General features: G+C 38.8%; 21 protein-coding genes and 1 other RNA gene. 4 read left to right on the forward strand and 18 right to left on the reverse strand.

The annotated features are described in order from the left end of the window. Positions 1 to 30: 30 nt before the first annotated feature. Positions 31 to 1,641: an ABC-F family ATP-binding cassette domain-containing protein gene (locus tag ACTWQB_RS11645; protein ID WP_443139358.1), complete on the reverse strand. Its 1,611-nt coding sequence runs from the start codon at positions 1,639 to 1,641 to the stop codon at positions 31 to 33. A gap of 74 nt (positions 1,642 to 1,715) precedes the next feature. Beyond that, entirely contained in the window at positions 1,716 to 2,849 is a 1,134-nt protein-coding gene (locus ACTWQB_RS11650) for a zinc-dependent alcohol dehydrogenase (protein ID WP_443139359.1), read from the reverse strand. A gap of 121 nt (positions 2,850 to 2,970) precedes the next feature. On the opposite strand from ACTWQB_RS11650, the gene ACTWQB_RS11655 reads away from it, so the two are divergent. Then, positions 2,971 to 4,176 (forward strand): MFS transporter, encoded by a 1,206-nt coding sequence (locus tag ACTWQB_RS11655; protein WP_443139360.1) that lies wholly within the window; start codon positions 2,971 to 2,973, stop codon positions 4,174 to 4,176. Positions 4,177 to 4,187: 11 nt separating this feature from the next. Here the strand turns inward: ACTWQB_RS11655 and ACTWQB_RS11660 are convergent, their stop codons facing one another. Then, complete coding sequence (locus ACTWQB_RS11660) at positions 4,188 to 5,156, reverse strand: cation diffusion facilitator family transporter (protein ID WP_443139361.1); 969 nt, start codon at positions 5,154 to 5,156, stop codon at positions 4,188 to 4,190. Between the two features lie 117 nt (positions 5,157 to 5,273). Between ACTWQB_RS11660 and ACTWQB_RS11665 the strand changes: the two genes are divergently transcribed. Then, the gene (locus tag ACTWQB_RS11665; protein ID WP_443139362.1) at positions 5,274 to 6,140 is read left to right on the forward strand and encodes a DMT family transporter; all 867 of its coding nucleotides are present in this window, start codon (positions 5,274 to 5,276) and stop codon (positions 6,138 to 6,140) included. A 148-nt stretch (positions 6,141 to 6,288) separates the two neighbouring features. On the opposite strand, the gene ACTWQB_RS11670 is transcribed toward ACTWQB_RS11665, so the two are convergent. The 4 genes from ACTWQB_RS11670 to ACTWQB_RS11685 all read right to left on the reverse strand — a co-directional run bounded on the left by ACTWQB_RS11670 (position 6,289) and on the right by ACTWQB_RS11685 (position 8,546). Then, positions 6,289 to 7,965, reverse strand: a complete 1,677-nt coding sequence (locus ACTWQB_RS11670; RefSeq protein ID WP_443139363.1) for an acyl-CoA dehydrogenase family protein — start codon at positions 7,963 to 7,965, stop codon at positions 6,289 to 6,291. A gap of 96 nt (positions 7,966 to 8,061) precedes the next feature. Then, positions 8,062 to 8,151, reverse strand: coding sequence for a YjcZ family sporulation protein (locus ACTWQB_RS11675; RefSeq protein ID WP_124223574.1), 90 nt, complete (start codon positions 8,149 to 8,151; stop codon positions 8,062 to 8,064). Between the two features lie 132 nt (positions 8,152 to 8,283). Beyond that, entirely contained in the window at positions 8,284 to 8,391 is a 108-nt protein-coding gene (locus tag ACTWQB_RS11680) for a YjcZ family sporulation protein (protein ID WP_443139364.1), read from the reverse strand. Between the two features lie 71 nt (positions 8,392 to 8,462). Then, on the reverse strand, positions 8,463 to 8,546 hold the full coding sequence (locus ACTWQB_RS11685; RefSeq protein WP_443139394.1) for a YjcZ family sporulation protein: 84 nt from the start codon (positions 8,544 to 8,546) through the stop codon (positions 8,463 to 8,465). 348 nt (positions 8,547 to 8,894) lie between these two features. Between ACTWQB_RS11685 and ACTWQB_RS11690 the strand changes: the two genes are divergently transcribed. Then, the gene (locus tag ACTWQB_RS11690) at positions 8,895 to 9,140 is read left to right on the forward strand and encodes a hypothetical protein (protein WP_443139365.1); all 246 of its coding nucleotides are present in this window, start codon (positions 8,895 to 8,897) and stop codon (positions 9,138 to 9,140) included. Positions 9,141 to 9,202: 62 nt separating this feature from the next. On the opposite strand, the gene ACTWQB_RS11695 is transcribed toward ACTWQB_RS11690, so the two are convergent. The 3 genes from ACTWQB_RS11695 to smpB form a co-directional block, all read right to left on the reverse strand. Beyond that, positions 9,203 to 10,099 (reverse strand): TIGR03943 family putative permease subunit, encoded by an 897-nt coding sequence (locus tag ACTWQB_RS11695; protein WP_443139366.1) that lies wholly within the window; start codon positions 10,097 to 10,099, stop codon positions 9,203 to 9,205. Positions 10,100 to 10,120: 21 nt separating this feature from the next. Then, positions 10,121 to 10,480: a transfer-messenger RNA gene (gene ssrA / locus ACTWQB_RS11700) on the reverse strand. A 75-nt stretch (positions 10,481 to 10,555) separates the two neighbouring features. After that, positions 10,556 to 11,017: an SsrA-binding protein SmpB gene (smpB, locus tag ACTWQB_RS11705; RefSeq protein ID WP_443139367.1), complete on the reverse strand. Its 462-nt coding sequence runs from the start codon at positions 11,015 to 11,017 to the stop codon at positions 10,556 to 10,558. A gap of 134 nt (positions 11,018 to 11,151) precedes the next feature. On the opposite strand from smpB, the gene ACTWQB_RS11710 reads away from it, so the two are divergent. Then, a complete protein-coding gene (locus ACTWQB_RS11710) occupies positions 11,152 to 12,015 on the forward strand; it encodes a GNAT family N-acetyltransferase (RefSeq protein WP_443139368.1) in 864 nt (287 codons plus the stop codon). A 130-nt stretch (positions 12,016 to 12,145) separates the two neighbouring features. Here ACTWQB_RS11710 and rnr read toward each other — a convergent pair whose 3' ends face one another. The 8 genes from rnr to ACTWQB_RS11750 form a co-directional block, all read right to left on the reverse strand. Then, positions 12,146 to 14,350 carry a ribonuclease R gene (rnr, locus tag ACTWQB_RS11715; RefSeq protein ID WP_443139369.1) on the reverse strand — a complete coding sequence of 735 codons (2,205 nt, stop codon included), beginning with the start codon at positions 14,348 to 14,350 and terminating at the stop codon, positions 12,146 to 12,148. 18 nt (positions 14,351 to 14,368) lie between these two features. After that, on the reverse strand, positions 14,369 to 15,121 hold the full coding sequence (locus ACTWQB_RS11720) for an alpha/beta hydrolase (RefSeq protein WP_443139370.1): 753 nt from the start codon (positions 15,119 to 15,121) through the stop codon (positions 14,369 to 14,371). 218 nt (positions 15,122 to 15,339) lie between these two features. Next, the gene (gene secG / locus ACTWQB_RS11725) at positions 15,340 to 15,570 is read right to left on the reverse strand and encodes a preprotein translocase subunit SecG (protein ID WP_443139371.1); all 231 of its coding nucleotides are present in this window, start codon (positions 15,568 to 15,570) and stop codon (positions 15,340 to 15,342) included. Between the two features lie 321 nt (positions 15,571 to 15,891). After that, positions 15,892 to 17,139: a dicarboxylate/amino acid:cation symporter gene (locus ACTWQB_RS11730; protein WP_443139372.1), complete on the reverse strand. Its 1,248-nt coding sequence runs from the start codon at positions 17,137 to 17,139 to the stop codon at positions 15,892 to 15,894. 224 nt (positions 17,140 to 17,363) lie between these two features. Then, entirely contained in the window at positions 17,364 to 18,647 is a 1,284-nt protein-coding gene (gene eno / locus ACTWQB_RS11735) for a phosphopyruvate hydratase (protein ID WP_443139373.1), read from the reverse strand. A 248-nt stretch (positions 18,648 to 18,895) separates the two neighbouring features. After that, on the reverse strand, positions 18,896 to 20,431 hold the full coding sequence (gene gpmI, locus ACTWQB_RS11740; RefSeq protein ID WP_443139374.1) for a 2,3-bisphosphoglycerate-independent phosphoglycerate mutase: 1,536 nt from the start codon (positions 20,429 to 20,431) through the stop codon (positions 18,896 to 18,898). Beyond that, complete coding sequence (tpiA, locus tag ACTWQB_RS11745; RefSeq protein WP_443139375.1) at positions 20,421 to 21,185, reverse strand: triose-phosphate isomerase; 765 nt, start codon at positions 21,183 to 21,185, stop codon at positions 20,421 to 20,423. The genes gpmI and tpiA overlap by 11 nt, the downstream gene beginning before the upstream one ends. A 22-nt stretch (positions 21,186 to 21,207) precedes the next feature. Further along, complete coding sequence (locus tag ACTWQB_RS11750) at positions 21,208 to 22,389, reverse strand: phosphoglycerate kinase (RefSeq protein ID WP_443139376.1); 1,182 nt, start codon at positions 22,387 to 22,389, stop codon at positions 21,208 to 21,210. Positions 22,390 to 22,408 lie beyond the last annotated feature (19 nt).

Here is a 22,408-nt window from a genome sequence, read left to right on the forward strand (position 1 = left end):
AGATTAATGACCTGAATAGCTTCTTTAATATTACACACTTGGTTGTGTATTAATTTTCTTAACATCATCTAGGTATTCTTCGTACGTCATAGACTTGTCGATGATGCCTTCATCCTTAATTTCGATAATGCGGTTCGCGATGGTTTGAATGAATTGGTGGTCGTGTGAACTAAAGATGACCGACCCTTTAAACTTAATCAGACCGTTGTTTAACGATTGAATGGACTCTAGGTCTAAGTGGTTTGTCGGATCATCTAAAATTAGGACGTTGGCATTGCTTAACATCATACGTGACAGCATACAACGTACTTTTTCTCCACCGGATAAGACGCTGGCTTTCTTAAATACGTCATCACCAGAGAATAGCATACGACCTAAGAAGCTACGCATAAATGTTTCTGTCTCATCTTCTGGCGCGTATTGACGTAACCAATTGATTAAGTTCTTGTCAGAGCCTTCGAAGAATTCTGAGTTGTCTTTAGGGAAGTACGATTGAGATGTCGTGACACCCCATTTGTATTCACCTTCATCCGGCTCCATTTCACCCATGATGATCTTCATGAGCGTGGTCACGGCTAAATCGTCACCTAATAACGCGACTTTATCATCTTTTTCAAGTCTGAACGTCACATTATTTAACACTTTTTTGCCGTCGATTGTTTTGCTTAAGTTTTTAACCTCTAGTAGGTCATTTCCAATCTCACGTTCAGGCGTGAACGCGATATAAGGATATTTTCTTGATGATGGTTTAATATCGTCAATTTCAATTTTGTCTAAAAGCTTCTTACGCGATGTTGCCTGGCGCGATTTCGAGGCATTTGCACTGAAACGCGCAATAAATTCTTTTAGTTCTTTTACTTTTTCTTCTTTTTTCTTGTTTTGTTCCTGTTGCATCTTAAGTGCTAACTGGCTTGATTCGTACCAGAAATCATAGTTCCCGACATATAGCGTAATTTTTTCAAAGTCTAAGTCTGCAATATGAGTACAGACGTTGTTTAAGAAATTACGGTCGTGCGAGACAACAATAACCGTATTTTCAAAGTTAATTAAAAACTCTTCTAACCAACGAATCGCTTGAATATCAAGTCCGTTTGTCGGCTCGTCTAAAAGTAAGATATCTGGATTACCGAATAAAGCTTGAGCAAGTAAGACTTTTACACGATCTGATTCAGATAGCTCTGACATTTTCTTATCGTGCACTTCATCAGTTACGCCTAAACCACGTAATAATGTTGCAGCATCGCCTTCAGCTTCCCAACCGTTTAATTCAGCAAATTCACCTTCAAGCTCGGCTGCGCGCATACCATCTTCTTCAGTAAACTCGCCTTTTGAATAGATCTCATCTTTTTCTTTCATGATTTCATGTAGGCGTGTGTGTCCCATAACGACAACATCAAGCACCGTTTCATCTTCATAAGCATAGTGATCCTGTTTTAAAACAGCAATACGCTCATCTTTCCCGACTGAAACATGACCTTCTTGAGGTTCAATTTCACCAGATAATATTTTTAAAAACGTTGATTTACCAGCACCGTTTGCACCGATTAAACCGTAACAATTTCCGTTTGTAAATTTTATTGATACATTTTCAAATAGTTTACGACTTGGAAAGCGTAAACTGACGTTTGTTGCTTGTAGCATAATAAAAGTCCTCCACAAAATAAAGTTAACCTTTATCATTATAGCATCTATGTGGAGGGTTTGACGAATTTTAACTAAGGCTTTAATACAACCTTAATACAATCGTCTTCACGTCCATTAAAAATTTTATACCCATGTGCCGCTTCTTCTAACGGCAACGTGTGAGTGATAATCTCTGTTGGATCAATTTTTTCATCGATAATCATGTCATATAATTTTGGCATTATCGGAATAACTGGAGCTTGGCCCATCTTCAACGTGACGTTTCTTGAGAAAAACGCACCTAATGGGAAAACATTATAATTACTGCCGTAAACACCTGTTAGCTGTACCGTACCAGCTTTTTTAACCGCTTTAGTAGATATCTGAATCGGGCCCAGTGTTCCACCTTGAAGCTTCAACTTTTGTTCTAAAAATTCAAGAGGCGACTTCTTTCCATCCATTCCTACACAGTCAATCACGACATCTGCACCGCCTCTAGTGATCTCTTTTAGGTGCTCACCCATGTCTGGGTACTTCGTAAACTCAAAAACCTCAACATGATTAGTACGTTTGGCATGGTCCATCCGGTAGTCCAAATAATCAATGGCGATGACTCGTTCTGCCCCTTTAAGCCAAGCAAATTTTTGCGCCATCAATCCTACTGGTCCACACCCTAATACAATCACCGTATCTCCTTCTTTGACCCCTGCGTGTTCAACACTCCAATACGCAGTTGGCAACACATCTGAAAGGAATAATAATCTTTCGTCTTCCATTTCATTATCTTCAGGTACGACAAATGGTGTATAATTCCCAAACGGCACTCTTAAATACTCTGCTTGACCTCCAGGATGGTTACCAAATTTTTCGGTATAACCAAAATATCCTCCTGAATCATAATGAGGATTCGAATGATCACACTGGCTTGTAATACCTTGATCACAATAAGAACATCTCCCACAAGCAACGTTAAACGGAATAATTACCCGGTCACCCTTTTTCACCTTTGTTACTTCAGGCCCTACCTCTTCAACAATGCCCATTGGCTCGTGCCCAATCATATATCCTTTTGGAAGTGGCATGTTGCCTTGATATAAGTGTAAGTCAGATCCACATATGGCCGTTGATGTAATTTTGACAATGATGTCGTCCTTCTTTTCTAATTTTGGATCATCTTCTTCAGTAACAGCCACCTTGTATGGCATTCGATAAGTAACGGCTTTCATCAAACTCAACTCCATTTTTTCTTGTAGTTTGCCAGTAATAATTCCTTTTTATCCCTTTTATATAAAATCTTGAAATGAGCAGATTAAATAGTAAATGTAAAATTTAATGAGGGAAAACAACATGAATAAACAAGTCAGTGTTTGGTGTATTGTATCCATGGCATCGATCCCTTTAGTCATGACTTTAGGAAATTCGATGCTTATTCCGGTATTACCTATTTTTGAAAAAGAATTGAATATTAGTTCATTTCAATCGAGTTTAATTATTACGGTTTATTCGATTGCTGCTATTCTTTTAATCCCAATTGCTGGGTACTTATCAGACAGGATTGGCCGTAAGAAAGTAATTGTCCCTAGTCTAATCCTGACTTTGATTGGTGGACTTGTTGCAGGTCTAGCCTCCATTTGGTCTGATAACCCATTTCTTTGGATTATGCTCGGACGTGTTTTACAAGGCTTTGGCGCAGCTGGGGCAGCTCCCATTGTTTTACCTCTCGTTGGAGATTTATATAAAGATGATGATGAAAAGGCGAGCTCCTGTTTAGGCATTATTGAGACGTCTAATACGTTCGGGAAAGTTTTAAGTCCTATCGTCGGGGCAGCCTTAGCAGCTTGGATCTGGCATGTTCCATTTTTCGCTATTTCTGTATTCAGTCTTATTTCATTAGTGTTTGTTTTTATGTTTATTAAGGTGCCAAAAGACAAAGATCCGCAAGTTGACTTTAAGACTTTTTTTCAAAATACGAAAGAAACATTTAGACGGGAAGGCAACTGGTTATATGTCGTATTTGGTATTGGAATTTACACCATGCTTGTTTTATTTGCGATTCTTTTTTATCTATCGGATATATTAGAAAAACAACATGACATAGAAGGAGTTAAAAAAGGGATTATTTTAGCCATACCGCTTTTAGTGTTATGTATCGCCTCACTCATGGCTGGTAATTCAATTAAGGGTAATTTAAATACGATGAGAATGATTTTAATTGTAGGATTAATTGTGATGGGGGCTTTAGTTCCGTTCGTCGGATTTTTTGAACAAAACGTTAGAGTGTTACTCCTGATTACAAGTGCGGTTGGGCTTGCCATTGGTGCCTTACTCCCCACTCTTGATGCAATGATCACAGAAAATATCGACAAGGGAGAACGTGGTACCATTACATCAATTTACAGTTCAGCACGTTTTATCGGTGTGGCATTAGGACCACCATTAATTTCGATTTCCATGTCAGATGGTCTACAAATAACTTCAATTATAGCTGGGATTTTAGCATTCGGAATATTAATCTGCGTCTTTGTTTTTATCAAAGCACCAGGTAATAGCTAAAAAGATGAGGGCTACTCTCCCTCATCTTCTTTTTCTAACTTGAAATCCTGTTGATCATTCGATTCGATCACACCTAACGTAGCGTCATCTATGTCCTTATCTTCAAGTAACATCTCAACAACTTCAAACTTGATATCATCGGCATCTGCTAACGACAATCCTTTTTCTAATTCAATATAGCTTTCAACATGATATTGTCTTCCTTCTTGTAATACACGTAATTTATGAATATCTACTACTTTTGAATGTTTTAAAATAATCTCAGCCACTCGATTCTTAACTCTCTTAGGAGCCGCTACACCCACTAAGCCAATCGTATTTTCGTATCCAATCTTTATGGCGATGCCTATAAGTAGGACACCAATTAGAATTGTACCAATCCCATCGACTAAATAGTTACCTGTATAATGTGCGATGACCACCGCTATTAAAGCCACTAAAGCACCAAATGTTGCTACGATATCTTCATAAAATACTAGTCGGGTTGGTGGAGCGGAGTACTTAATATTCTTGAATACACTTTTCATAAACCCATCTTTAGATGTATCAACTTCTGACTCCGCCACAACCTCTTTCATAACTTTGAACAGAACGGCTCCATCTATTGCAATCGACGTAATTAATATGCCCACATTCAGCCAAAAGTTTTTAGATTCTTGAGGATGTTGAATTATCTCCCACCCTTTATGGATTGTTTCATAAGCCATAATAGAAACAACAATAACGGCTAGTAGAACAAATAAGTTCACCACCCGGTTAAAGCCAGTCGGAAACCGTTTTGTTGGCTCTTTTTCAGCTAGGGCGCTTCCAAAATACACCATCCCTTGATTCAAGGCGTCAGCCGTAGAATGAATCGCAGTCGCTAGCATCGCCCCACTCCCACTAATAACAGCTGCAATCCATTTAATCGTAGCCAGTCCTACATTTCCTAAGGCCGAAACTCCTGATGATTTATTCCCCTTTTTCAGTAATTCCCACATAATTGAATCCCTTCTTTTCTAAGTATTAGTGTTATTTTTCTCAATACCGCCGATTTGATACTCCATGTTCAGGCACGCTTCGATGTTGCAGCAATATATTAAATATAGGTGAATAACATGCGAGTATACTTAGCATTAATTAGTTTGAGCGTTATTTGGGGTTTGACTTTTATTTTTATAAAAATGACAGTCGAGAATACTGGCGTTTGGGGAATGGTCTTTTTAAGATGTTTCATTGGCGCATTATTTTTGTTGCCTGTTTTTTTATTTAAATTACGTTCTAGGGAAACTCCTATTCCATATAAACATTTAATCATCCTAGGAGTGATTAACGCTGGAATTCCGTGGGGATTTTTGGCATGGAGCGAAACAGTCATTAATAGCAATACAACTTCTGTCATTAATGCATTAACGCCTTTATTTACAGCATTAATAGGCTTTTTATTTTTTAAGAAGCATCTATTGAAACGACAGTGGCTAGGCATTTTAATAGGTTTTTTTGGTATTGTTGTGTTAACTGAATTTCAAATTCATCAACTGTTTGGAAGCCATTTTATTGGTATTGGAACGATGACATTAGCAACGATTTTTTATGCTTTTGGCTCTCAGTATTTAAAAAAGCACCTCCAAAGAGAAGACTTAGTGATCACGATTACTGTCTCCTTATTTGTGGCATCAATCGTTGGGCTCCTTGTTGGGGGTGCTATGAACGATTTGCCAAGTTTTTCGACTTTTAATTTAGAAACGACTTTGATTGTGTTAGCGCTAGGTGCGATAGGATCCGGCCTGGCCCACTTGTTGCTGTATTACATGATTATTAACGGGACACCCGAATTCGCCGCGACGGTTGCTTATATTATACCTATTACCGCGATTATAGCGAGCTTTTTCATTTTAAACGAACCGATTACCGTGAATTTGGTGTCAGGAATGTTATTTATTTTTATCGGGATTTATATTACGGGTCGCTACAGAAGGGGGTAGATTTTGTTTATTTATCTACCCTTTTTTGCGATTTATCTACCCCATTTTCAAAAATATCTACCGCGAAATTTGTCGACGAAGTAAAAACCGCGTTTTTATCTACCCCTAAATCAAATTTATCGAACTTTTTAACAACAAACCCTGTGCCTTAAATGGACACAGGGTTGTTATGTTTCACTAATAAGTCAAAATACTTTAGTGCAAGTGGATCCTCTTCATATTGTTCCGAATGATATGTTTGCTGTATGAACAGTTCAGCTAAAGCGTAATCACGATCAAAAGTTTCGCCTTCTTCAATTTGCTCAAGAGCGACGACCGCTTCAAATAAATCGCCCATCTCTTTTGCTAGCTTTTTCGGATACATGAGTTTGACTTCATCGCTTGCCTGCGAAAGTTTATAGACGGCTCTCTCTAAATCGTTCATTTTATTCTTCACGACATTTTTTAAATTCTTCGCTCGAGAGTTTATCTGTGACAATCGATTATCAAGGTCTTCTAAAAACAACTCATGCACATGATATTTTTCTAACAACCGTAAAACTTCCAAGCCTAAAATATTGGCGGTACCTTCCCAGACGGTAAGCACTTGAGCATCTCGTAATAGCCGTGGCATGACAAAGTCTTCGATATAACCGTTTCCTCCATGCATTTCAATGGCCTCATGAGAGAACTTAATCGCCTGCTCAGCTGTTTCTTTTTTCATAATGGCAATATACAAACGTAACAAAGCCTTCTCCGGTTCTGTTGCGTTCGCATTCGCTATCACACGATCAAATAGCCGAACTACTTCAAACGTGGCATAAGTCTCAACCTCTAATTTAGTCACCAGTTTAGCGAGTGACTCCTTCACCATTGGGTACTGAGTCAGCTTATTGCCAAACGCCGCTCGATCCTCTGCATAATCTCTCGCCTCAACATATGCCCGTCTCATTATTCCAACAGACGCAATCGCATTACAGACTCGAGATAAGTTTAAAGCCTCCATCATATATTTAAATCCTTGCTTAGGGTCTCCAACTAAATAGGCCTTAGCGCCATGAAATTCAACTTCAGCTGACGGAACAGCTTTTACACCTAGCTTATCTTTTAGCCGACGAATACTTAACTTTTGTTCCCGACGATTCTCTTCCCATGGCACCAAAAATAAACTCAGCCCTTTAGTACCACTTGGCGCCCCTGCCATACGTGCTAACACCATCGCAATACCGCACATCCCAGCATTACTGGCAAAATACTTCTCACCATACAAACGATATTGCTCTCCTTCTTGAACCGCTTCAACGACGTTTGCTCCTACATCCGAACCTCCCTGCCGTTCAGTTAAAAAAGTGGCCCCTTCATACAGTTCTACATCACCAGTTGATAAGACATGTGGGAGAAACTGCTCCTTCAGTTCATCATCTGCATAATGATCGATTAAATAGGCTGTCGCCATCGTTAGCGTAACAGGACAATAAAAGCCAGGCTCGGACTGTGACAGTAAATAACCTTGGGCATAAGAGTATATGTAATTACCTTTTTCACTTAGATCTGGAATGTCTTTATGCGGATAAGCAACAATACCAGTGTTGTACGTTTCCTCAACGGTTTTTTTATAACCTTCGTTCACCCATACGTGGGAGACATCTTCTCCCATTTTGTCATACTTAATAAGCCGAGGCTGCCCTTCTCGATCCGTGTGCTTCGCCCGATCATCTATGTCTGTCGCAACACGTTCACCAAACTTAGACAACTCTCGGTTCGCATAGTCGAACAAGCTAGGGTTTAATAATTTTTTAAGAATCCGTTGTAACAATACGTCTTCTGTATAAAAGTTAGCACTCATTTAGCCACCCCTTTTATCTAAAAATTCATACTATTATTATAACATTTATGTACATAAAAAAGGCTGCGAATCCTCGCAGCCTTTTCTTTCCTCATCTTAGTACCAAGCAGCACCTACGATAATTAATAAGATAAATAACACGACAACTAACGCAAAGCCACTGCCGTATCCGTGTCCTCCTGACATGAGTAAATCCCCCTTTTTTCGATTTTCAATAACAATATATGTTTCGTTAACAACATTGATAAGGCGAACGCACAGGTTTAAGTCTATTTTATTATAAATGCCTTACCAACTAGTGTTGATAAGGCATTTATTTTAGCAATAGAAAGTTGCTCCAACTATGACTAGTAAAATAAACAGTACAAGATATAACGTAAAATCGTTATAACCTCTTCTGTATCCTCCAAAACCGCAGTTACTCACGATCTAACCCCCTTCAATGTTAACTTATGGAGATGATTTTGAATTGAAACGGGCCAAAGTTCTAATTTGGCTTAGTACCAAGCAGCGCCAACAATAACTAACAGGATAAACAACACAACAATCAACGCAAAGTTTCCACCATAGTTATAGCCCATTATAATCCCCCTCTCACACTCGGATCAGAGAACTTTATTTCTCTGTCTACTTACCTTTATGTCAATTAAACTAAAATTGTATAGACAACTATCATCTAGGGACATTGAATTGGTGAGATAACCTATGAGTGAAGGTGTACATCACGAATGTAATTATGCACGTACCTATAAAGGAACTAATTATATATAATTTTCCACAAAATTTTCATACTGTTAAATTAGGACAAGTATAAGAAGGGGGACTTGAATGAGGAAATTAGTTATATTAAATGGTATTGCGTTAGCCATCGTGTTATATGTTAACTATTTATCAGTTGCTTTGCCTATTAACGGACAAACTCATTTTATGTGAACTATGAAATACAGTGGACATTATTGCTACTAGTTTTATTAGCCATTTTTGCAGTGTGGCTCTCTATTAAAATGCAAGACTTAATTTATCCTCTAGTTTATGCTTGGGCTTTTGTTGGTGTGGCAGTGAAACGTGTAGGTGAGTATCCAATCATAACATTGGTAGCTATAGTAATGGCTATATTTATTATTGTTTATGTTTTATATATTATTGTTAAGAAAAAACTTATTAAGGTAGTATAATATCGACGATTTAAATAAGCCGAACTCTAGGATAACCTAAGGTTCGGCTTCTACTTCATTTGTTATTCAACTGCTTGGATTCTAACTGGAAAAATATACGGCTCATCCGGCTCTCCTACTTCTTTTATTTGATCTACCTTTACCATTGGTAGCTCTAAATCGTTATAAGTTGCCACATCAAGCGTTCCTTCAATTTCTACCCAAGTATCTTCTTCAAATGTAGATGCTTCATCAAATTCACTGAGAAAGCCAACAATACTTGCGTCTGCAACACAATGAGTGATTAAGAATCTAGAAACCACTAATTGATCTTCGTTAAAACCATCCTCTTTATAAACAAAACCAAACAGCTTTATTGTTTCTGAGATTTCCTCATAATACGGTGAGTAAATATCATCAGTCATATCAATTAAACCTGAATCTTTTAATTGGTTCATTTTCTTGTCAAATTCCTTTTGAGATAAATAATTATCATTGTAAACTTTTTCGCCATGTTCCTCTGAGTTGTCAAAGTCGTCGGGCACTTCATCTGGTGTATTTATTTCATCCTCTAAGTCCGGTTCATCATTCGTTTCCTGAGGTTCTGATACGGTATTCTCTTGACTGTTTGCTGCTTTGGATAACACACTACCCTTGTTAGCGGCAATTGATGAATCAAGAACAGCAGGCGGTAAAGCGAACCCCGTTAATAACGGAAATATGATAATTAAATAACTAATAGCCTTTTTAGGAAATGGATCATGCTCGCCGTGGTCATGTCCGCAATCGTGGCCACAATGATCATGATTATGCTTGGTGTCTTGCCAAACCCTACTTAACTGAACCAAAAACAGCAGAATAAAGATCCCAGCTGCAATTTGACTCATTAGAGCATATTTAGGGTTAATAAACCTAGCAATTTCGCCTGTGTAATTTAGTAACTCCAAGGGATGGAAATTTAATGAAGCACAAAAAAGCACCGAATCGTTTCGGTGCTTTTTATATGGAGACGGTGGGAATCGAACCCACGTCCAAGGATAACGACACTTAAGCTTCTACGAGCGTAGTCGGTATATTATCATTCGCCGACTCTTCAGCCTACCGACAGGCTTCCGAGTGGCTAGTCTGATTAATCTCTTCTAAAGACCTCAGACGGTGGCCTTTAGCGTAGCCCGCTTAGTTTGAGACCCTTCAATCTGCCACACGGGCGATGGCAGGAAGGATCCTGTAGAATCTGCTTACGCAGCTACAGCGAAATCGTTTTGTTTGCCAGTTATTATTAACTGAATGACGTTTAACGAGTCGTCACCTCGGCTCGCTACTTAAGCTCGACCTATCCCTGTCGAATCCGGAACGTCCCCGGATAAAATGAATCTTTATTCGTTTGTATACTCATTATAACACGCTCATACACATTTGAAAATGGAAATACTTGTTTAGTAATTGTCCTTTAAAGCGCGCTCGACATCACGTTTCATCGCTTTTTGTTTTAGATCTTCACGTTTGTCGTATTTTTTCTTACCCTTACCTAATCCTATGAGTAACTTAGCAACTCCATTTTTAATATAAATCTTTAAAGGCACAAGTGAGTACCCTTTTTGTTGCGTCTTACCAATTAATTTATTGATTTCACTTTTATGAAGTAAAAGTTTTCTAGCACGTGTCGGCTCATGGTTAAATTGGTTCCCCTGTTCATACGGTGATATATGCATATTATGAACGTAGGCCTCACCATTTGAGATCCTAGCGAAGGCATCTTTTAAATTAACCCGACCTGCGCGAATGGACTTAATCTCAGTTCCTTTTAGAACCATGCCTGCTTCATACGTTTCTTCAATAAAGAAATCATGACTAGCTTTTCGGTTTGTTGCAATGGCATTCGAATCTTTTTTCGCCATCTTACTTCCTCCTCACTGCATAACGTTATTTTACCAAAAACAAACGGTGATTCAAACTAATCTTTTTAATAGACAAGTACAAAATGAATATGGCACTATTAGTAATTAGGAAATGTAAGATAGGGGGATGCAATGTGATTGACACCATTCAAATTCGACCGTTAACAATGAGTGATTTAGACTTATATAAAAAGATGCAAACAGGTATTAAAGATGATTATATTATACGTATTTTCGACCGCCTCATCACAAGTGACGAACATCAAGTGTATGGCCTTTTTGTAGAAAACGATTTAGTATCCATAGCTGGATATACAATTTTTGCTGAACAGTACGCCATGCTTGGCCGATTAAGAAGTGACCTACGTTACACAGGTAAAGGCTATGCAACACAACTCATTCAATATGTGATTGAACAGATTAAGAAAATGCCTGAGATTAAATGGATTGGAGCTAACACACAGAGGCACAACTTTTCTGCTTTAAGAGTGTTGGAAAAGGTTCAGCTTCCACCACTAAAAGCATTACACGCATCAACGTTAGTCAATCCAGAAAGACTTAACAACACACCCGGTGCTTCCTGGACACCTGTAACATCTCTTGAAGAAAAACGTGAATGGGTTTCTAGCATCGAAAATGATTCTAATATTATTTTTCCTTACCAGGCTTATTATCCATTCCCAGCGTCACCTAACTTATTTAAAGATGACGAAATTAAGAATTGGTATTTCTATAAAAATCCTAATGAAGATCGAGTGCTAATCGTCTATTACGACCAGAAAAAATATGATTATGCGCACGTTGTTTATCTATGGAATGATATGTTCAAGCAACCTGGCCTGTGGGAGACGGTGTTTGAAGTACACGAGCTATTCAAAGAGAAATATGGTGAAGATATAAAAATTAGAACTGATTTAACTGATGTCTCTAGAAAAGATACGCATGATGACGCATTTGAGATTCAAGATCCATGGGTGCTGCATGGGATTTGGGTATGATTTCCCCATAAAATTAATTTTTTCCCCATATAATCAAAAATTTCCCCATAAATCAGAAAAATTCCCTATAAAATAGAATTTTTCCCCATAAATCACTGGAAACGCCACAGCAGCGAGCTGTGGCGTTCTTTTATTTCTTACTCTTCTTTGGCTTTTTATTTAATTTCTTTGCTTTAATGACTTTGTCTTCTTTTTCTTTCTTCTTAGGTTCCATTCCAACGATTTCAAAGTCGATGACGCGCTCTTCAATATTCGTACTGACAACACGTACTCGAACTTCATCACCAATTCTAAAGATGTTTCCTGTTCGCTCACCAATCATGACATGATGTTTGTCATCAAAATGGTAGTAATCATCAGTCAAGTAGCTAACGTGAACAAGTCCTTCAATCGTATTCGGTAACTCGACAAACATACCGAAGTTGGTAATCGAGCTAATGATCCCGTCAAATTCTTCACCAATTTTATTGCTCATGAACTGAGCTTTCTTAAGGTCATCCGTCTCACGTTCGGCGTCAATCGAACGACGCTCCATTTCGGACGTGTGACGAGCAATATCAGGAAGCTTATTTTTCCATTCATCTTGAGTATCTAACCCGATATCACCTTCAATAATGTACCTTCTAATTAATCGGTGAACGATTAAGTCAGGGTAACGACGAATTGGGGACGTGAAGTGTGTGTAAAACTTCGTCGCCAACCCAAAGTGGCCGATACTCTCAGGTGCATAGCGTGCTTTCTGCATAGAGCGGAGCATTAGTTTTGAGACAATCAAGTCTTCCTTGCTTCCTCTAATTTCATCAAGTACACCTTGTAAGGCTTTTGGATGAATGGTATCGATAGATCCTTTAATTTGGTAACCAAGGTTTGCAATAAACTCAAAGAACGTTTGTAGTTTACCTGGATCTGGATCTTCGTGAATTCGGTGAATAAATGGTACTTCCATCCAATGGAAATGCTCTGCGATTGTTTCGTTAGCTGCTAGCATAAAGTCCTCGATAATTCTCTCAGCTTCTCCGCGTTCACGTAAGACAACGTCAATTGGGTCGCCTTGTTCATCCACTAAAACTTCCGCTTCTTTAAAATCAAAATCAATTGCCCCACGAGCCATACGCTTCTTTCGTAAAACATGAGCAAGCTCATGCATGTCTTTAAACATTGGCACTAATGGCTCGTAGCGTTGATTTAGTTCTTCATCGCCATCCAAAATACTATTAACATCAACGTACGTCATTCGTTCTGTTGTATTAATCACCGCTTGGAAAATCTCGTGACTAACGATATCACCACTTGAGTCAATTTCCATCTCACAACTTAGAGTCAGCCTGTCCACCTGTGGATTCAGTGAACAAATTCCGTTCGATAAACGGTGCGGAATCATCGGAACGACACGGTCTGTCAAATAAGTACTTGTACTACGTTCAAATGCCTCTTCATCAATTGGAGAACCTTCCTCAACATAATAAGAAACATCCGCAATATAAACACCTAATAAATAGTTACCATTCTCAAGTTTCTTAACACGAACCGCATCGTCTAAGTCTTTCGCGTCAGCACCATCAATTGTAACAATCTGTTCTTGACGTAAATCACGGCGGTTTTCAATTTCGCTTTCAGAGATTTGATCCGGTACTTCATTAGCATGCTTAATCGTTTCTGGATCAAACTCAGCTTTAATGCCATGTTTATGAATAATCGATAAAATTTCGATACCTGGATCATTTTTATGACCTAAGATATTAATGACTTCACCCTCAGCGCTTTTGCGACCTTCTGGATATTCTGTAATTTTAACAATTACCTTATGACCATCAACAGCGCCACCTGAGTTTCCTTCACGGATAAAAATATCATTTGGAATACGCTTATCATCCGCAATGACAAAACCGAACCGACCATTATCTTGGTACGTTCCAACAATTGGTGCATTATTGCGTTCCACGATTCGAACGACAATACCCTCAGGACGATTTCCTGTTTCTGAAGGTGTTTCAACTCGAACGAGCACAGTATCACCATTCATTGCGGTCATTAAATCCGACTGATGAATATAGATATCAGACTGATCTTCATCATCCGGAATTAAGAAAGCGAATCCTTTAGAGTGTAACTGAATTCTTCCTCTAATAAGATTCATTCTCTCTGGCAACCCGTAACGGTTTTTACGGTTACGAACGAGTTCTCCTTCGCTTTCAAGCTCATTTAATTCTTTCATTAGTTCTTGTAATTCTTCACTTGTGTGCAGGTCAAACTCTTCTTGTAAATCAGAGACACTCATTGGTCTCGTTGCTTCTTCTTCAAAATAGTTTTTTAGACGTTGCTTCAAATCTGCCACATCGTCACCTCATTTCTGCTATTCGGACCAATCAAGTTTTTCTAAAAATTGATAAACATCCTCATGAACTTGTTCTTTGTAATCACTTAATGTAATAACATGTGGTGCACCTTCGTACCATTTGATATCCTTTTCATCTGCTTCAACATTGTCATATATATATTGTGCACTATCTTTATTAATCATTTGATCTTCTTCTGCTTGTAAGACAAATGTTGGTGCATAAATGGTATCAATCTCATCGTGCACTTCTTCAATTAGTTTACTTAATGACTGGAAGGTATCATCCGAGTTCTCTACTAACTCATCTACTTCCTGTTTAATGTCATCATCGTCTTTTTGTTCTAGTTGTTTATATTCTTTTGCAAATTGACGAAAACCTTGCGTCAATTCTTCAACATTATCAAAAAAGACAGGCGAACAAATCGGGATGACAGCTTTTACTGGTTTGTTATAGGCTAGGCGTAATGCTAAAACTCCCCCTAGTGATAAGCCAGCAACAGCTATATTATCGTATCCAAGGTTTTTCAAATGTTCGTACCCATCTACAGCATCTTGCCACCAGTCCTTAGCATTTGATTTAACAAGCTCTTCTGGTGGTGCGCCGTGTCCTTTGTAAATCGGCGCATGTGAGGTGTAGCCTTTTTTTTCTAAATAACGACCTAACATTCTGACATCTGCCGAATGGCCTGTGAAACCATGTAAAAGTAGGACAGCTCTTTTGCTATCTTTTACTTCGAATGTAAATGGTTCTGGTTGTTTGATTTGCATCTTGATCACCTTCCATATTTCTACTTATTAGTTTCCCTATTTACGTTTGTGATAATCATACTCATTGAAAATTTTTCATATCCACTTTATTTTTAGAAAAATATACCAGCATTAATTCACATAAGAAAACCCGCCATAAATGGCGAGCCATTATTAAAGTATCTTTATGTAAGTAAAAAAACAGTAAGTGTGTCACTTACTGTTTTCGGCTCACGAAATTAAAGAATATAACCTAATAAGAACGTAATAACCATGAACGCTACACCAAAAATAATCGTTAGTCGGTGTAATACGCCATCGATTCCACGTGCTTTTTGTTTACCAAATAGTTGCTCAGCACCACCTGAGATTGCGCCAGATAGTCCAGCACTTTTACCCGACTGAAGTAATACAACAACAATAAGACCGATTGTAGTAATGAATAATAGCGTAACTAAAAATGTATACATTCTATTGACCTCCTAGTTCATACGGACAATTCCATAATATAAATGTAGCACAATCTTACGACAATTCGCAAGGTCATTTTGAATTAAATCGATATAGAACATAATAGAGTTAAAATACTATTAATAAAAGCCGAACCTAGTAATAGTTCGGCTTTTATTTTTTTGGGCCAAAATGCTTCGCTTTCCGCAGGCACGGCTTCAACTTCCCCAAACTCACTTCCGTTCGTTTGACGTAATTTTCTGCTCGTGCTTTTCCTGCTGGAGTCTCGCATTTTGGCTAAGATTAACTTCAGTTACTTTATTATACTTACTATACCTAACTTAAGCCTCGTCGCTGATTGACGGTTTCTTTTCTTCTAAATCTGGTTCTGTTTCTGATACAAACAACGCACATGTTGCGTCACCTGTTACGTTAACAGCTGTACGTGTCATATCAAGTAGACGATCTACACCAAGAATCAAACCAATAGCTTCTACAGGTAAGCCAACTTGATCTAGCACCATTGCTAACATAATTAGACCTACACCCGGTACACCAGCAGTACCAATTGATGCAAGAATCGCAATTAATAATACTGTTAAGATTTGCGTAAAGCTTAAGTCTACGGCATATACTTGTGCGATAAACACAGTCGCCACACCCTGCATAATAGCGGTACCATCCATATTAATTGTGGCACCTAATGGTTGAACGAAACTACTAACTGATTTGCGTACACCTAGACGTTCTTGAGCTGTTTTCATACTAACAGGTAATGTAGCACCACTACTTGCTGTACCAAATGCAACACTCATAGCAGGTGAGAAGTTTTTAAAGAACCACCATGGGCTCTTCTTAGCCACGAACTTAATCACTGAACCGTAAGTAACAATTGCGTGAATAAATAACGCAGCAAGTACTACAATGAAGTAAGCTGCCATTGATTTAATAGCATCAAGTCCTGCACCACCTACAGCCGATGCAATAAGACCAAATGCACCAAACGGAGCTGTGTACATAACAATCATAATTAAATACATGACCAGCTCATTCGCTTGTTCAAATAAACGATAGATACGATCTGTTTTCTTTGTAAGCATTGCTAGACCAAAGCCGATAAAAATCGCAAAGAAGATGATTTGAAGCATTTCTCCGGATGTCATCGCGTCTATTGGATTTGTTGGAATTATATTAACTAATGTATCTACAACCGATGGAGCTTCATCGCTTTCAAAGTTCTCAGCTTCTTCATTCATTAAACCAGGTTCACCTGGTTGTACAATAAATGCTAGTGCCATTGCGATTGAAATCGCTACCGCAGTTGAAAATAAGAAAAAGATGATTGTTTTTCCGCCAATACGTCCCAACTTTTTAGGGTCACCAATATTAGCTGTACCAAGAACAATAGATATGAATACAATCGGGACCACCATCATTTGGATTAGACGTAAGAATATATCCCCTAATGGTGCGAATAGGTACTTGTCTACTGGACCGAATAGATCAGGAGTAAATATGTTCATTCCTAAACCGATAACTATACCTAGTATTAAAGAGTAAATGATGTATTTAGTTAGATTTTTCACCATATTTCATAACCTCCCTTTCTCCAATAGTAATACTAAATAAATATGTAACTTTTGTCCAATTTATCACCGAAAAAATAGTCAAAAATTCACACTGAAAATATTGTCAAACCCTATTATATCAAGGGGTTCTATTTTTGATGCTAGTAAAAAATTACCGGCATAGATTAGACATTTTTTTAGAAAAAAAGACTTCCCTCACTGGAGTGGGGAAGTCCCTCCACATATTATTTTAAGTTGTAAAAAGCTGTTGTACCTGCATAAGTTGCGGCAGTTCCTAAGAAATCTTCAATTCTTAGAAGTTGGTTGTATTTAGCCACACGATCTGTTCTTGATGGTGCACCCGTTTTAATCTGACCAGCATTAGTTGCAACTGCAATATCCGCTATGGTCGCGTCTTCTGTTTCACCTGAACGGTGAGAAATAACAGCCGTGTATCCAGCTTTCTTAGCCATTTCAATAGCCTGGAACGTTTCTGTTAATGTACCGATTTGGTTCACTTTTACAAGGATTGAGTTTCCGATTTCTTTTTCAATACCTTCAGACAGTTTCTTCGTGTTCGTTACGAATAGGTCGTCCCCTACTAATTGTACACGATCTCCAATTCGTTCAGTTAAAAGTTTGAAGCCATCCCAGTCATTTTCATCTAATCCATCTTCAATAGAAACGATTGGGAATTTGTTAACCATCTCTTCGTACCAATCAACCATTTCTTCAGCAGTACGTGTGACACCTTCACCTTTAAGGTTATATTTTCCATTATCATAGATTTCTGAAGCCGCTACGTCCATTGCTAGTTTCACTTCTGAACCTGCTTTATAACCAGCAGCTTCAATTGCTTCTACGATCGTTTCAAGAGCTTCTTCATTAGATTTTAAGTTAGGGGCAAATCCACCTTCGTCACCTACAGCTGTATTATAGCCTTTGTCTTTTAATACTTTTTTCAGCGCGTGGAAAATTTCCGCACCTTGACGAAGAGCTTCTTTGAAAGTTGGAGCACCAACAGGCATAATCATAAATTCTTGAATATCGACGTTATTATCAGCATGCTCCCCACCGTTTAAAATGTTCATCATTGGAGTTGGAAGTGTTGTCGCATTGAATCCACCTAAGTATTGGTAAAGTGGAAGACCTAAGTAATCTGCAGCTGCATGTGCTGTTGCCATAGAAACACCTAGGATTGCGTTAGCGCCTAGCTTAGCTTTATTTTCTGTTCCATCTAGTTCGATTAACAACTGATCCACTAAAACTTGGTCCGTCACATTGTAGCCAACAAGCTCAGGCGCAATGATATCATTCACATTTTTTACTGCTTCTTCGACACCTTTTCCTAAGTAACGATTTTTGTCACCATCACGCAATTCAACCGCTTCATATTCACCAGTTGAAGCACCACTTGGAACAAGCGCAGAGCCAAATGCTCCAGACTCAGTTTGAACTTCAACTTCGATCGTCGGATTACCTCTTGAATCTAATACTTCCCTAGCATAAACATCAACTATAAATGGCATGTTTGAAACTCTCCTTTATTCTTTTTTATAAAAATTCATCAGGCTTTGTTTACGGACTGTTTTTGAAAATTAACGGCCCCTTTTCGAGACTTATTGACCCTTTTTTGAGACTTATCGACCCTTTTTCAGGATTTATCGACCTTTTAACTAAATTTATCGACCCTTGATTAGAAAATATCGACCCTTGCTCAAGTTTTATCGGTCAGTTTTTTTAATTTATCGGTCACTTTTCCGAAAATATCAGTCAGTTATTTAATTAACGATTGGCCTGTCATTTCTGTAGGTTGTTTAATATCTAATAAATCCAATACCGTTGGCGATAGGTCACCTAAAATTCCATCATCACGTAGTTCTAAGCCTGATTTCGTTACGATTACGGGAACAGGATTGGTCGTATGAGCGGTCATTGGACTGCCGTCTTCATTTAAAACTTGATCGGCATTTCCGTGGTCTGCTGTGATAACCGCGTGGCCACCTAACTCAACTATTTGATCTACGACTTTGCCTAAGCACTCATCAACTGCTTCAACTGCTTTAACAGTAGGTTCGACTTTTCCTGAATGGCCGACCATATCAGGGTTCGCAAAGTTCAGGATAATCAGGTTTGGTGGGTCTTCTTCTAACGTTCCTAGTAAAGCACCTGTCACTTCATAAGCACTCATTTCTGGCTTCAAGTCATAAGTCGCAACTTTGGGTGAATCGATTAAAATTCGTTTCTCCCCTTCAAATTCTTGGTCGAGCCCACCACTCATGAAATAAGTCACATGAGGGTACTTCTCCGTTTCTGCAATGCGGAGTTGCTTTAAACCTTCATTAGCAACGACTTCACCAATCGTATTCTTTGGCATGTTTGGTGGATAAGCTACATGAACATTTAAGTCCTCACTGTATTGCGTCATCGTCACCATTTCTAAATTATTTAAAGGTTCATAGGTTTCTTCAAAAACATCTAAACGATTATTTGCAAAAACATCCGTTAACTGTAGTGCGCGGTCTGGTCTGAAGTTGGCAAAAATTATCGCATCTCCATCTTGAACCTTTCCGACAGGTGAACCTGATTCATCCGTCATGACGAATGGATCAACAAATTCGTCCACAACATCTATGTTGTAAGAATCTTCAACAGATTGAACAGCATTCTGAGATGTCGGACCTTCACCTAAACGTATCGCACGGAACGCTTTTTCCACACGCTCCCAACGATTGTCACGATCCATCGCATAATAACGACCAGATACTGTCGCAAGTCGGCCAACACCTAGTTCATCCATTTTCGCTTGCAACTCTTCAAGATAAGTAACTGCTGTTTTAGGTCCGACATCACGGCCATCTAAAAACGCATGAACATAAACATCTTCAACCTCTTGCTCTTTTGCCATCTCTAGTAAAGCAAATAGATGTTTAATATGACTATGAACACCACCATCAGATAACAAACCAAAAATATGGAGCGCACCGTCATTATTTTTCGCATGACTAGAAGCCTTCACAAACGCTTCATTTTGATGAAACTCACGCTCTTTAATCGATAAATTAATGCGAGTTAAGTTTTGATAAACAATGCGGCCTGCACCTATATTTAGGTGTCCTACTTCTGAGTTCCCCATTTGACCTTCTGGAAGACCAACTGCTTCTCCATATGCCCTTAGCGTAGAATGGGGATAGTTATTCCAGTAACGGTCAAAATTAGGCGTGTTCGCTTGTTTAACAGCATTACCATATTCTTCGTCGCGTAAGGCATAACCGTCTAAAATGATGAGTGCCGCGAGTCTGTTATCGGGCATTCTGACCAGCCTCCACTAATTTTAAGAATGAGTCTTCTTTTAAACTTGCGCCACCAACAAGTGCACCGTCGATATCTGATTGGCTTAAAAGCTCTTCAATATTTTCAGGCTTCACGCTTCCACCGTATTGAATGCGGACTTCTTGTGCCACTTCTTCGCTAAATTGATCTTGAACCACTTGACGGATATGAGCACATACTTCATTTGCTTGTTCTGTTGTGGCTGTTTTTCCTGTACCGATTGCCCAAATCGGTTCATAAGCAAGAACAACTTGTTTCGCTTGTTCGTCTGTTAATCCTTGAAGGGCGTTACGAACTTGTCCCTCAACAAAGCTCATTGTTTCATTGTTTTCACGTTGCTCTAACGATTCACCTACGCAAACGATCGGTAGTAAGTTATGTGCAAAAGCTGCTAAAGTCTTTTTGTTAACTGACTCATCTGTTTCGTTGAAATACTGACGACGTTCTGAGTGTCCGATCACGACATAATCTACAAGTAAGTCTTCCAACATGCTTGGGCTTACTTCGCCAGTGAAGGCACCGCTTTCTTCATAGTGCATGTTTTGAGCACCGATCTTCACGTGAAATTCTCTTGCCGCTTCTGATAAAAATGGAATATGAACAAATGGCGCACAAACAACTGTGTCCACTTCATCGTTTGAAGGTACTTTTTCACGGATATCAACGACAAAACGCGCCCCTTCAGCCACAAGCTTATTCATTTTCCAGTTTCCTGCAATGATTGGTTTTCTCATGATTTCACCTCTGTATTTTAAATTACTTTTCGTTTAATGCTGCAACGCCTGGAAGTACTTTACCTTCCATAAATTCAAGGGATGCTCCTCCACCTGTAGAGATGTGATCCATCTTTTCAGCGTAACCAAATTTCTCAACGGCCGATGCAGAGTCACCGCCACCAATAACCGTATACCCTTCTGTTTCAGCTAATGCTTCAGCAACACCTTTTGTTCCGTTCGCAAATGCTTCATACTCAAATACACCCATCGGTCCATTCCAAATCACAAGCTTAGAATCTTTAACAATATCACTAAACTTATTTACCGTTTCAGGGCCAACGTCTAGCGCTTCCCAATCAGCTGGGATTTCTTCAATCGAAACAACTTTCGTATTCGCTTCTCTAGAAAATTCATCTGCTACCACGGCATCGACAGGTAAATGTAGCGATACCCCTTTGTCTTTGGCTTTTTGCATAAACTCTTTAGCTAAATCAATTTTATCTTCTTCTAATAATGACTTTCCAATCTCATGACCTAAGGCTTTAATGAATGTGTAAGATAAGCCTCCCCCGATTAATAGGTGGTCAACTTTATCTAATAAGTGGTCAATTACACCAATCTTATCCTTAACCTTCGCCCCGCCAATGATTGCTGTAAATGGTCGTTCAGGATTTTCTAACGCCTGGCCTAGCACTTCGATTTCCTTTTCTAGTAAAAAGCCTGACACTGCAGGTAAATGATGAGCAACGCCTTCAGTTGATGCATGTGCACGGTGAGCGGCACCGAATGCATCGTTTACATAAACATCTCCAAGTGACGCTAACTGTTCTGCTAATTCAGCATCGTTTTTCTTTTCACCGGGATGGAAACGAACGTTTTCTAATAGTAAAACTTGTCCATTATCCAAACTATTTACTTCATTCACCACTTCTTGGCTGTAAACTTCGTCAGCTTTTAAAACGGGTTGTTCAAGTAAATTACTTAAATGTTGAGCAACCGGATCTAAGCGTAACTCATCAACGACTTCACCACCTGGTCGTCCAAGGTGACTCATTAATACCACGCGAGCTCCCTGTTCAACTAAATATTGAATCGTAGGTAACGCCGCACGAATACGTGTATCATCTGAGATTTCCCCTTTAGATAAAGGCACGTTAAAATCGACACGACATAAAACGCGCTTACCTTTTAAATCCATATCTTTTACCGTCATTTTGCGCATGTCAAAACCTCCAAATAGT

Source organism: Piscibacillus sp. B03 (assembly GCF_052246295.1).
Taxonomy (GTDB): Bacteria; Bacillota; Bacilli; order Bacillales; family Alkalibacillaceae; genus Piscibacillus.